Origin of the sequence: Maribacter sp. Hel_I_7, from assembly GCF_000688315.1 — a bacterium.
In the GTDB taxonomy this organism is placed as follows: domain Bacteria; phylum Bacteroidota; class Bacteroidia; order Flavobacteriales; family Flavobacteriaceae; genus Maribacter; species Maribacter stanieri.
The window spans coordinates 708,145-721,511 of the sequence record NZ_JHZW01000002.1 but is presented as its reverse complement, the minus strand read 5'-3'; the positions used below and the strand labels follow the sequence as shown (position 1 = coordinate 721,511).

The window sequence follows — 13,367 nt, the reverse complement described above, 5'->3', positions numbered from 1 at the left end:
GTTAAGAATCTTAAAATGATTTGTTGATAGTCTCAGTGAGTCTTTGTCCATAGTCTTCCCATGTCCAATTTTCAGCTGTATATATTGCTTCTTTACTTGTTTCTGATAGTATTTTTGAGTCTATTAATAAGTTTTCTATTTGTTCTTTCAATGCCTCGGTAGACCCAGCTTCAACAAGCCATCCGTCCTTGTTATGTGTCATAATATCTGGACCTGCGGTACGGTCTGTGGTTATGACAGGAGTGCCTTGAGACATGGCTTCGGTAATCACTAGCCCAAAACCTTCAAAAAGTGAAGGAAATATCAATACATCGCTTTCCCTCATTAACTCAAGAACTTTGTCATTTGATAAGGTTGGTATCCAATTATGTTTAGCCAAGCCTTCATTTAAAGGTTTGCAATTTTCACTTGCTTTATAACCAACTATTGTTAATTCAACATGCTTCTCTAATGTTTCAACAGCTGCAAAAAGATTTGCAATCCCTTTCCTTTGGGTAAGCCCACCAACAAATAGTAGTTTTAATCGTCTTGTTTTACTAGGTTGGGTATAATTTTTTTTCTTTTTGGTAACAGTAGGGAACCCATAAGGTATAATATGGATAGGTGCTAGTTGACCCGGATAAGATTTTAATGTTTTTGCAGTAAAACTACTTGCTACAAAAATAGCATCTGCTAATTGTAATTCTTCATCTTTTTGTTTAAGTTTCTTTTCAGAATCATTAAAGCCCGTAAGGGTTGATGCCCACTCTGGCCATTTTTCCTGTTCTATTGTTAAAAGCCTATGTGATTCTCTCCAATACCCAATTGGTAAGTCATAAAAATTTTTGATACCCAAGGTTTTGGCTCTTCTAAAAGACTGTACCGCAAAATCCTCAAAACTGTAAACTCCTCCAACATTTCTTTTTTGAGCCTTTACAAGATTTCTTGCTACTTTTTGGTCTAACCTTCTACTAACTTCATCTATATGAAATATACCTGAGTCTTGATTAATTAGACTGGATATACCTGCTTTTGTTGCTATTTGTCTACAAATTTCGCTAAACGGACTTGTTTTTACATAGGGTTCCAGAACAGGGTCAAATCGTCTTCTTCCAATTTCCGAAAGGCCTTTAATTTTACTTAAATAATCCCAATAGCTATTTGGAAATACAGCTATTGTTGTATAATATTCATCTAGAAGACCAGCCTTGTAAATTTCCAATGCAGCAGATTTTGCATTGGTATTGTTGGTAATATGAGAAAATAGTAATTTCATTTTAATTAGTTTTAGCCAACCAACCAGCAGCGGTTTGATGCTAAGAATTCACATGGATTATAATTTAATTCTTTACTTCTTTTAGTAGAAACAGGTCTTGCGGGGTTACCTGCTACAATATCGCCAGGTAAAACTGATTTAGAAACAACTGCTCTTGCGCCTACAACACAACCCTTACCTAAATGTACACCAGGCAGTATCATTGCACCTGTGCCAATCCAAACATAATCATCAATAATAATCTTAGCTTTTTTATGACGCCATAATGGATCTTGAACATCATGAGAAGCGGTCAATATTTCTACGCCATCATTTATACATACATTATCGCCTATAATCAGTTGATCATGTAACGCAATATTTACTCGTCCTAGAAAAGAGAAAGAACCTATTGCCAATAATTTTTTTGCACCCCCAATTTCAATTTGGCCAATTTCTGCGGTTTCAGATATTTTTGCCCCATTTTGAATTAATTTTAACCTTCGAATATTTCTTTTCGTTAGTTCTGGTAGTGAGATAAGACGTTTTAGCCATACCTTTAAAAACAGTAGAGAGCCTATGGGTGGTTTAACTCTATTTGACCATAAATAACTGAATTTAGCCATCAATATTAATTTTAAGAGAATCTAAGAATAGTTTTGCAATTTTGTTGGCTGAGTTATCCACTTTGTGAATAGTATTAGCATTCATAATCATGTTGTGGAAATTACCTTCTTGGTAATTCATTACAGATATTTCTTTTTTACTTATTTGTACTCCAGTGCTCCAATTTCTTGCAACGCAAATGACCGGTAAATTGTGAAGATGCATTGCTGCTACAGAACCACTTTTTTCTGATAGAACCAACGGTGTTGTACAAATTCCATAGTCGGCATTGGATAAAGTAGTTGAAATAACCTCTTTAGATTGTTCGCCCATCTGCTTTGTTGATAATCCTGAGGAATTCCATATATGGATCCAATTATCTAGTTCTTTTCCATTTCTACCTATAGTAATTAGTGAAATTGTTTTGCCAATCTTAGAAAAATATTTAGATGCTTCTTTTATGAATTTTTTTATGGGAGCATTTGCATGTATTCCTCCAAAAATCACAAATGTTATATCTTCTTTTTCACTATTCTTATGCTCTTTGTAAACGGGGATATTCGAGAACAACGGTAGTAAACTACTTTGGTAACCTAGGTCTTTAAGATGATGTTTGTAAATATGGGTCTGTGTATGTATGGTTATAGGTTTTAATTGAAAAACCATAGATTTTATAATTAGACGCTGTAATAATCCAATTATTTTTTCCTTAATACTAGAAGAATCATCCATACCTATCCATAGTTCATGAAACATAATATGCCAATTTCTTCCTTTGCCAAGACCTTTAAGTTCCGAAGCTAAACTAAACGGTATTCCTTTTTCTGAAAAAGAATAAGGTACAAATTGTAAGCTTAACCACTTGGGATTCTTTTCTTCTATCCACTCCTGAGCTAATTTATAACGTTCTTTTCTGGCTAGTGTACTAGGTAATCTATAAACTTCAACATTAATGTCATCTTCTTTTTGGGTAACTGCTTCTGGTTTGGCGATAGAACTATCGTTAATAGCAATTATACCTGCCGAATAACCTAGTTTATATAAGGTTGCACAAAGTCTTCTAGTATAATCGCCTACACCATCACATCCTTGTTCTACACTTCCGCATATAAAGATGATTTTCAAAATTTTTGTAGATTCAATTTGTTAGTTTTTTCATATTTAGAATAAATCTGTCCAAAATTTCCATTTTATTAGCATGCTGCTTATTTAGCAGTGATTTGAGCATAATTTTCTTGCAATTTTCAAAACGTTCAGAATATTCTGATTCTGACATTTCATTTAAAAACGTATACAGTTCTTCAAATGTGTTAAATGTAGATGCGTCTATAAATGAGTTATCATTAAAGGTGTCGTAAATCGCAGTGTTTTTACCATAATAAATTGGGAGACAGCCACTAGCTATTGCATGCCATAATTTTTCTGTACAATAGTAAGGATATGCGGTATTTTCAATACAAATATTAAATTTGTAGTCTTTCAGCAAACTGATTTTTCTATCCCACCAAGTCTGTCCTCCGCTTTCAAACCCCGATTCTTCAATTACTTCGATTGTATTTGGCCAGCCACCGCCAATAATATCACATTTCCCTTTCGAGTTTAAAAAAATGGCTAAATTTTGCCTGTATGCATTAAGACTTATGTCTTCATTATTTTTGAAAAGTGTTGATTGATTTGGATTTTTATATCCGAAGATTGCTGCACAATTTTTCTCTTTCTGATAATTGCTCGTTTTATTTTGTATTTGGTTTTTGTTAAATGGAATTCCCAGATTGTTTGTGAAATTGTAGTGATATGAACCTAAAAAATGTAAGTTGTTAAAGAAAACATTTCCGCTATAAACGTTCATAATGATTAAATTCTTTTTTTCGAAATTGTTAAAACTGTAGTCTTCTCGGGGTTCGTTTGTATAAACAAGAAATTTTTTCCAGAAAAAAAGAATTTTAAAAATTTTAAAAATTTTGCTATTAGTTGAGGAACTAAGGAGAATATCTGAGGTTAATATTTTACTGGTATAAGTTATTCCTTTAGACTGTAAATAATTTAAAGACACCTTATCAGTAAATGGTTTGTAAGTTTTATTAATAGAATATATCCTCATTATTATTTCTGGTGAAAGTTCAAATTATGATTTAAATAGGCTAAAACTTTTTTATCTAGATTTAAAAGAATTGATAAAGTTTTTCATTCTTCTTCTATTTCGGTATTTAGGTTTTATGGCTAGGGTCATTTCAGTATAATTGGCATTAATAAGATTCGGGTTAATGAATAGTTTTGCGCCTTGATCTTTAAGTAATTTGTGGAAATGCACATGTTCACAAATGACATTATTGTTTTCATTAACTCCATTGTAATTCCCGAAATCGAAAACCCATCTTTTATATATTGCAAATCCACCAAAAGCAGAATCTACTTCTATCCAATTAGTATTTGATGGAATTTTTATCATTTTAGAATAAATATGATTTTGCATGTTAGTTTCTTCATCTTTTACGAAATTATTATAAAAATGAAAAGTTTCCCAGCAATCGTTAGGACACCAAGTTTTATGTCTAAGTGCCCATATATCATAATATGGACCATTTTGATTTGCAGACAACATGTCCCAATCAGTACTTTTAAAACAGCTGTCGATAGAAGTTTCAGTTAGTTTTTTATTGAGATTGTCTAGATCCGCTACTATGACAAAATCTATTGTTGGATATTTTTTTTGTATTTCTTCAACATACCTGTTTCGGCAAAATGCTAATCTTTCAGTTCGTTTTTCGAATCGATTAGTTAAGTTTCCTAGTGATATAAAATTGAAATTATTTATTTTCTTATTTAAGTCTTTAAGAATTTTAAGAGTGTCATCATCACTGTCTGATTCAACAAAAAACCAACTTAAGTTTTTTGTTTTTCCAATTGACTTTGTTAGCCTATTTACATCGAGTTCTAAGGTTTTATCAACATTTCTAACAGTTCCTACAATAAGGAAATTTGATTTTTCTTTTAAAATCATATTTATAAATTGTTTTATTGTTTTGCCTTAAGATGTTTATCCCAATTATACAACCAACCTTCTCATTCCAATTTTTTTAGCAGGAATACCTCCCCATATTTCGAATGAGGGTATAGATTTTGTAACCACTGCGCCACCACCAATTATACAACCATCTCCTAAACTTACTCCAGATAATACTACAACATTAACACCTAACCAAACATCTTTACCAATTATAATAGCTTTTTTGGTATCTGGTTGCCTTTCACTCTTTGGCAGTAATTCTGTAGAATGATTATGGTCAATGAATTTACAGCCAGAAGCTATCATACTGTCTTTTCCTATAATTATACGATCAGTTATGTTGAACTCACAATTAGCCCCTAGAAATACATTTTCATTTATAATTATCGACGGTCCTTTTTCCCATATACCATCATATTTAAAAAGTATGTTGGGTTCTAACTGACAGTTATTACCTATTTCAACTTGGTGCGGCCAAGTAATACTAATTTTAGGAAGGTTTGTTCCTTTACCTATTTGCATACCTAAAAGACGATAATAGTTCTTTCTGAAAAATGAAGTAAAAGATGCCAAATATCGAAATCTAAATACGAAAAAAGCCTTTTGTATAAATTTGCTAACCACTTTTTATAAATTAATGTAGTAGACGTTTATAGTCTACCGTGTACTGTAAACTTTTGTTTCTTTCACCAATTTTTTTGGCGGGTACACCTCCCCAAATTTCAAAAGGAGGTACGGATTTTGTTACCACAGCGCCAGCAGCTATCAGGCAACCTTTTTCTAAAGTAACTCCAGGTAAGATCATAGCTCTGGTGCCGATCCATACATAATCTTCAATTTTCACTGGTTTATTTTGTCCTTGAAAATTAGGGGAGTAGGGGTCATGGTCTGCTGTTAGTATTATTACTTCTTCTGAAATGGAGATATTTTCACCTAAAGTAATGGTTCCTCTAGCATCCATTCTACATTTTGCATTGATGACACAATTGTTACCCATTATAAATCCAGAAGAGTTGTCAAAAGTACAGTTAAGGAAAATAGCACTTTTTTTACCAATGCTAAACTTCATAAAAACCCTGTAATACCATAGTCGTATACGATGACTAGGTACTTTAGATATCATCTTGTTACAGATGAATAGTTTAAGTTCAGCAAAGAAATATTTTATCATAATGTATTAAACAAATACGTTCTTAATAAGTATTATCCAATGTGATAATTACTCATTGGGTTCAATTCTTCTAATCTTAAATATCTTCAAAAAACCATACCCACTATGTATTAATAATTGAATGGTACCTACAATAATATTAAGCCACAGTACGCCTATTAACGTGGTTACATCTGTTGACCAAATTGCCAAACTAATTGTTGCAATACTTATAGGAATGGATATTGCCGGATTCATAACCCAACCTCGACTTGAATATAACGAAAAAACAATACCTGAAAATACACTTAAACAGCTACCTATGACCGCTAAAAATAATTCATATTTTAAGTTGGCATATTGTGGTCCTAATACCCAAAGTATTTCCTTAGGGAATATATATACAAGCCCTATAAAAAAACAAAAAACTACAAATACCAATAGATGTACTTGTACGTATCTTTTTAATAATAATGTATATAATTGGGGTAGTCTAGCAAACCTTGGTATAACCAACATACCAAATAAGATGGATACTAAATTAATGATCATTGCAATGCGCCCTAATGCTCCAATTTCTGCTAAAGATGTGGTTGAGCCAAAGATGGACAAAATCCAAATTGTGATTTGTCCAGATATACTGTAATAAATAGCCTCTGGTAACACCCTTTTTACGGTGCCCATCATTTTTTGTTTTAATACAGGTGATGGTTTCTGATCCCAGTCTGCATAACTCTTCGTTATTTTTTTTAAATTAAAATTTCCTAAAACTTGAGGTATACTGGCAGATAGGATGGCTACAAATGCGAAAGGAAAAGCTATAAGCGATAAACCTAAAAGAAATAATCTACCCAAATTAACAAGTACCAAATTTTTTTGTAATGGAACTATGTCCTGCTTTAGTTTAGGAGCAATTTGTAATAATACATCTGAAAGTTGTGTGTAGAATACCGGTATAAGCCCAGATATAATTAGAATTATCATTAATGGACTTGCCTGATTCTTATACAATAAATAGGATAAAATAGGAATACCGATTACGAGGCTGCCTATGGCAAATTTTTTTCTAAAGTCGAAACCGGTAACTAATACCTCACCTAATTTTTCTTTGTCTTGCCAGACTTTACCACCTTCTGCCATAACGGCTATTGGTATACCGGCGTTGGCTAACATTACCATGGTACCCAACATTGTATTAGCAAGGGTGTATAGGGCATATTCATCTGTAGAAAGCATTCTAATCACCAAAACACCACATAACAGGCCTATTGCCTGTACACCTACTTGTGCCGTGCCAGTAACACCAATTAGTTTTACCCAATCTGTTGCTCTAGTGAAAATAGGATGTGATTTTAAATTGCTTAACATTTGTAAGTGAGAACTGGTTTGTGCTGAATTAAAAGCCTTTTTCAATTGAAAGAATAACTAATGACTCTTAAAGCTGAGCGGTTTTCCTAATTCCCTTATTTTGAAATTTACTTTTTAGTTTTAAAATAGGTTTTTCAATAATTCGATAAGAAATTTCAGCAAATAGTAAGCTAGCAACAACCCTTAACGTAGTTACTATAATTAAATTTGAAACACTTCCAGAAACTCTTAATGGTTCCATTGCTAAAAAAATTAGGTAATGATATACATAAATACCATAAGAGCGTTGTCCAAACCATAGTAAAATGGAATTCCCTAAAATTCTGTTTTTAGGATTTTTAACAGCAAATAATATTATGGCAAGAGCCAATAAGTTTGTGCCAATAAAACCGCCGTAGCGCCATACTAGGTTGTCCACATCTAAAAACAAGACTAAAAAACCCAATGGAGCTAAAAGTAGTATTAATCCCAGATTAGGTTGAATTTTTAAGTTAAACGAATTTGGATCTTCACTCAATCCTATTGCGGCTAACCCGCCAAGCATTATAGCATCTATTCTGCAAAAAGTGAATCTATACGAGTCTATGGAAAAAATACCAAAATGCATGGGTTCAATAGAATTCGTATAATATACCCAGATTCTAAAGACAGTAATTATGGCTATAAAAAAGAATATAAAAATCATTTGCTTCCTTTTAGGAAGTTTAAATATTAAACCAGCCATTAAAATAGGCCAAAAGAGGTAAAAGTGTTCTTCCACTGAAAGTGACCAGAGATGTACTAATGGGCCTAAATAAGATTCATGAACAAAATTCACGAAATAGAAAAGACTTGAAAAGACTATTAGTAATGGACTTTCATTACCTGTAGGAGAAATATAAGACTGATATATTAAGTAAAGAATAATACAAACCGCCAGCGGAGGTAGTAATCTTAGAAATCTTTTAATATAAAAATTAAAGTAAGAGATATTGCCATAAAGGGTAAACTCTTTTAGAAGAATAGCAGTGATCAAATAACCACTAAGAACAAAAAAAAGATCTACTCCTAGAAAGCCGCCACTAATCTTTCCGTAAGAGGCATGAACGAGTAATACGCAAATTACAGCAATGCCCCTAAGACCATCTAAGCTTGGGTTGTATTTAAATATCTGTGACATTAATTTGGAATTAAATTAATTCAGTGGAGTTTGTTATTTGGTATGACTTATCCTGCTAAGTCCCCATATCCGTACTTGTTTTTGGCATTCGTATCGTTAAGTACGGCCATAGGATAGTTTAGTTTTTGATTTTTGTAGATATCATCTAAAATTTTCACTTCTGTCTTACTAGAATAATCTTGGCGTATTAAAAATACTGTGGTGTCAATGTATGGAGCTAAACCATATGCATCTGCCACCTTACCAACTGGTGCAGAGTCTATAAGAATAAAATCGTAGGACCTTTTTAATTCTTCAATTAAAACACCAACTCTAGGGTGTGTCATTAACTCACCTGCATTGGGTAATATTTGTCCGGAACCAATAGTGCTAAAACCTTCTATTTCTGGGTTGTCCGTGGTTATTTCAGCTATGGTAGTATTCTTATCTAAAATATAATCTGTAATGCCTTTTTTTGATTTTAGATTTAAGTTTCTAGAAAGCCGTGGAGCACGAAGATCAAAACTTAGGCATATTACTTTGTGCCCAGCAAGGGCTAAACTAGCAGCAATATTTATAGTGAAAAAAGTTTTGCCCTCACCTTGTTTTCCAGAGGTAACCAATATTACTTTATTTGATCTACCAGAGGTTTGATATACTATATTGAAGCGCATTAATCTAAAAAGTTCTGCTGCTGAAGTGTTCGTATTTTCTCCTACTATTAAGGTAGCGTTTTTATCATTGTGTGAAATTTCACCTAAATATGGTGTGTTTGTTAATTTACTAATGTCAGAAACACCTGTTATTTTATTATTGACTTGGTTCTTAACAAAAACAAAAGTAAAAGGTAGAAAAATACCAAAAATTAAAGCACCTATATATATAGAAGTTTTATTAGGGCTTACAGGGTAATTGGTAGAACTAGGGGCATCTACAATACGTGTGTTTGATATTGGTGCTTCAAGCGAAAGAGCTTCTTCCTCTCGTTTTTGTAAGAGGTAGAGGTAAAGATCTTGTTTAATGCCCTGATCTCTATTTATAGTTAATAGAGCACGTTCAGCAGTGGGAACTTTAGCTATTTTGGATTGTGAACGATATGAGTTTTGTCGTTCATTATTTTGTGCAATTTGTAAGCTGTTTTTAATATTCTTAAGATTTTCCAATAAATCGGATCTAAGATCTGCTAATGTTCGGTCGATATTTACAATTAATGGGTTGTCTTCAGGTGTACTACGCAGCAAGTTTTTACGCTCTAATTGATTCGCATTAAATTGAGAAATTAAGGCAGAAAGTGTAGGGTCTTGAATGTTTAACGAACTTGGAACTAATCGATTATCATTGCCATTTCGCATATAGGATTCAATGGATGCTAAAATATCGATTTGTGTTTGATATTCCTCTAATCTTCTGCTTGATTCTTTGGCACTTTGCAAATAGATGGCTGCATCTGAACTTATATTCGTTAAGTCGTTGTCTTGTTTATATTCTGCTATATCTTTTTCTACATCCGTTATTTCTCCTGTAAGTAATTTTAGTCTTTGATCAATTATTTCTATAGTGCTAATAGCCAATTGATTTTGATATTTCACAGATTCTTCTGCATACAACTCTAAAAGATCAAGAATAATATCTTCACCTCGTTGGGGTATGGCATCTAGCATGGTAAGTTTTAATAAACTACCTGTAGTATTTACGGTTTCTATCTTTAATTGTCCACAGTAGGCCTCCGCTAAATTTTTAGTATCAATAAAATTAACAAGGACTGGGCCATGGATTTTAGATATATTACTATATAATGGATTTTTTAAAACCTGAAATTGGCTACTTCCAAATTGGATATTCTCCCCATACATAAGCGTTTTACCTTGCGCATTCTCTTCGCCTATGCTATTTTTATAATAAAAGCTCAAGGAATCTTTTGGTTGAATTATAAAAGGAGGAATTGTCAATGGTTTTTTAGTATCATCCGTTGCAATATAAAAGGGAAGGTTTTTCCAGTAAACCGTAACATCCTTTACTTGCCCCTTTATCTGATAGTTAACGTTCAAGTTTAACCCGTCCAGTACTTTTTTCATTAGACTAGTTGATCCTAATATGCCAATTTGGTCGTCTATATTGCCAGAGGGTTTTATCAATCCTAGATTACCTAAAGTTTCTGCTGTAGTAGCACTACTACCCGCATCTTTATCTTTAATGAGTGCAGAACTGCTAATTAAATATTGTGGAACTGTTTTGTAGCGAATATATAGAAAGGCAGCACCAATACATAGTAGCGCACCTATGGCAAAAAGGTACCAATACTTAAAATATTGAATCAGAAGTTCCCTTAAATCTGTACTCTCGGTTTTCGTCGACCTTGAATTTAGTTCAAACATTCTTTGATACTTTTATTTAAAATTAAGATACATAAGAGAGGCCAAAGAGAGAATACCAAGAACTAGGGAAATGTTATTTCTAGTTAAACTCGATTGATCTTTCCTGGCAATTACAGGTTCTACGTATACAATGTCATTGGGTTGTAAATAGAAATATGGAGAATCTAAAATAGCTTTGTCATTTAAGTCTAATTTGGCTATAGTGCGTACTCCATCAGATTCGTTAATAATCATAATATTATCTCGTTTGCCATAAATTGTTAAATCACCGGCCATACCTATAGCTTCAATTAAATTTATTCGTTCTGAAGGGACTAAAAATGTATTGGGGTTTTTAACTTCGCCCACTACTGTTATTCTATAATTTAGATAGCGAATACTTACAATAGGGTTACCTAAATAATTCGTTAATAAGTTCGTTAAACTTAACTTAGCTTCGGATTTTGTTTGTCCGCCAATTTTTATTTTTCCTAAAATAGGGAAATCTATTATTCCATTTTCATCCACTAAATAACCTTCTGAAGCACTAGATGAAGTAGAACCACCACCAGTATTGTCTGATTTTTGAGAAATTCTATTAAACGGGGCGGCAGCAAGAGGATTTGAATCGGTAATATTTATTTGAAGAAGATCACCAGATTGTATAACTGGTTGTTTAGGGTTCAAGGTGATTTTTTCAGTAAGAAGTTTTTCTTCACCATAATTGCTGAAATATCCTAAATTTCTACGGGAACAGGAAAAAATTAAAGGAAGAAGAATAAAAACTAGGAATCTTCTATAATTAAGTAAATGGTTCATATGATGATATATAGTGTTAATGTTTTAATTTCTTCAATCTTATGGGAACAATTAAACCATAAGTTATAATTAATGTTCAAAAATAGTACTATTGGCTAAAAGTCTATTTCTTAGGTGTATAAAAATGGTTCGGGTATTTATGCCATACATAATTAATATGCTTTTTTGTCTTTTGTGAAAATATTGGTTACCGTTAGAAAGATAATTTGAATATCTAAAAGAATAGACCATTTTTCCATATAAAAAATATCATATCTAACCCTATTAACAATATCTGATTTTTGGATAATTTCACCTCTGTAGCCTTTAACCTGTGCCAAACCGGTAATACCGGGTTTTAAAAAATGACGTACCAGATATTTTTCTACGGAAGTTTCATATTGCCTGGTATGCACTTCCATATGTGGTCTTGGGCCTACAATACTCATATCACCCTTTAATACATTAAAAAACTGAGGAAGTTCATCTATACTAGTTTTTCTTAAAATCCTGCCAAACTTGGTAACACGCATGTCATTTTTTGTTGCCATCTTGGTATCGCTATCATCACTTTTAGTCATGGATCTAAATTTATAACACCAAAATGTATTTTTATTGACCCCGTGGCGCTTTTGTTTGAAGAACAACGGCCCTTTTGAATCTAGCTTCATGAGAATAAAAACCAAGGGTGTTAACCACGATAAAACAAAGATGATAACTAATAAAGAAAAGATGATGTCAAATATTCGTTTTATTAAATTCGAATATTCTAGATCTAAAGGTGAGGCCCTTAAATTTAAAACGGGTACAGAATCATATAATTCAATGGACATTGCTCTTGAAAACAGTTCTTTATTATCTGGAATTATCTTAAGTTTCTTTAAGCTGTTATCAGCAATATTCATCAAATGTCTTATCTCATCTTTTGACAATCGTGATGCCATGCAATACACTTCTTCAACATTGTTTTTAAAGATATATTCATAACTACTTTCAATGTTACCCAAATATGTAGGACTGTTAGATTTAGAATTGTCAAAATAGCCCATATATCTGTAGCCATATTTTGGGATGTCAAAAATGCGGCGAATTTTTTTGAGGTTCTTATCTCTGCCTATAACCACAGTTCTTGTATGAACATATTCTTTGGTTCTGACAAGATTTCTGGACCAGTAAAAAAATATTCTAAATAACATTAGTAATAAGCAGATTAGAAGATAAACCAAAAATAGGTATTGCCAAGAATATGAGTAGGGTTTCAAAAATGCAAAGGATGTAAAATAGACTAAACCAAATAGTAAATAAAGCTTAAAGAAGTTTTTAAGGCTTTGACCAAAGCTTTCTCTTCTAGCAGTAGGGTAAAAGTCTAAACTATAAGTAATCAAAAACCATGATATATTTAAAAAAGCAATACTGAAAGTATTTAAATAGGTATTAGGCGTTAATATATATAAGGTTATATTAACAATTATAATATGGGCTAAAAATGAAAGTGGTATTACAAAAAATGATTTTTTCATATCACTTGTAAATAGATGAAATGGTTATAATATTAATATTGTAAGGATGAGTTAGCACTAATGTTAGAAACCCAAAGAATTTATTGATTTGAAATTTGGCGTAGCGCTCCGCATTGTCAGCCCCATATTTAAGAACTAACGGAAGGTATAATAGATTAAAATGAAGCCTACCTAATGGCTTCTAAAAATTTT

At 32.3% G+C, this 13,367-nt stretch carries 12 protein-coding genes; all 12 read right to left on the bottom strand.

The genetic code is table 11. The features are described 5' to 3' along the window. Window positions 1-10: 10 nt before the first annotated feature. The 12 genes from P178_RS0104650 to P178_RS0104595 all read right to left on the bottom strand — a co-directional run bounded on the left by P178_RS0104650 (window position 11) and on the right by P178_RS0104595 (window position 13,175). Window positions 11-1,255, bottom strand: coding sequence for a glycosyltransferase family 4 protein (locus P178_RS0104650; protein WP_027065122.1), 1,245 nt, complete (start codon window positions 1,253-1,255; stop codon window positions 11-13). Between the two features lie 11 nt (window positions 1,256-1,266). Then, a complete protein-coding gene (locus P178_RS0104645; protein ID WP_036145722.1) occupies window positions 1,267-1,860 on the bottom strand; it encodes an acyltransferase in 594 nt (197 codons plus the stop codon). After that, window positions 1,853-2,965, bottom strand: coding sequence for a hypothetical protein (locus tag P178_RS0104640; RefSeq protein ID WP_027065120.1), 1,113 nt, complete (start codon window positions 2,963-2,965; stop codon window positions 1,853-1,855). Before P178_RS0104640 ends, P178_RS0104645 begins: the two co-directional genes overlap by 8 nt. A gap of 13 nt (window positions 2,966-2,978) precedes the next feature. After that, a complete protein-coding gene (locus tag P178_RS0104635; RefSeq protein WP_027065119.1) occupies window positions 2,979-3,941 on the bottom strand; it encodes a glycosyltransferase family 10 domain-containing protein in 963 nt (320 codons plus the stop codon). A 51-nt stretch (window positions 3,942-3,992) separates the two neighbouring features. Next, window positions 3,993-4,841 carry a hypothetical protein gene (locus tag P178_RS0104630; protein ID WP_027065118.1) on the bottom strand — a complete coding sequence of 283 codons (849 nt, stop codon included), beginning with the start codon at window positions 4,839-4,841 and terminating at the stop codon, window positions 3,993-3,995. Window positions 4,842-4,886: 45 nt separating this feature from the next. Beyond that, window positions 4,887-5,420: an acyltransferase gene (locus tag P178_RS21445; RefSeq protein WP_231500502.1), complete on the bottom strand. Its 534-nt coding sequence runs from the start codon at window positions 5,418-5,420 to the stop codon at window positions 4,887-4,889. Between the two features lie 61 nt (window positions 5,421-5,481). Beyond that, window positions 5,482-5,916 (bottom strand): acyltransferase, encoded by a 435-nt coding sequence (locus P178_RS0104620; protein WP_197026781.1) that lies wholly within the window; start codon window positions 5,914-5,916, stop codon window positions 5,482-5,484. A gap of 150 nt (window positions 5,917-6,066) precedes the next feature. Next, window positions 6,067-7,410 (bottom strand): lipopolysaccharide biosynthesis protein, encoded by a 1,344-nt coding sequence (locus P178_RS0104615; RefSeq protein WP_197026780.1) that lies wholly within the window; start codon window positions 7,408-7,410, stop codon window positions 6,067-6,069. A gap of 22 nt (window positions 7,411-7,432) precedes the next feature. Further along, entirely contained in the window at window positions 7,433-8,524 is a 1,092-nt protein-coding gene (locus P178_RS0104610; RefSeq protein WP_027065115.1) for an acyltransferase family protein, read from the bottom strand. 47 nt (window positions 8,525-8,571) lie between these two features. Continuing rightward, window positions 8,572-10,878, bottom strand: coding sequence for a GumC family protein (locus P178_RS0104605; RefSeq protein ID WP_027065114.1), 2,307 nt, complete (start codon window positions 10,876-10,878; stop codon window positions 8,572-8,574). 12 nt (window positions 10,879-10,890) lie between these two features. After that, a complete protein-coding gene (locus P178_RS0104600) occupies window positions 10,891-11,676 on the bottom strand; it encodes a polysaccharide biosynthesis/export family protein (RefSeq protein ID WP_027065113.1) in 786 nt (261 codons plus the stop codon). Window positions 11,677-11,828: 152 nt separating this feature from the next. Then, complete coding sequence (locus P178_RS0104595; protein WP_027065112.1) at window positions 11,829-13,175, bottom strand: undecaprenyl-phosphate glucose phosphotransferase; 1,347 nt, start codon at window positions 13,173-13,175, stop codon at window positions 11,829-11,831. Window positions 13,176-13,367: the final 192 nt, after the last annotated feature.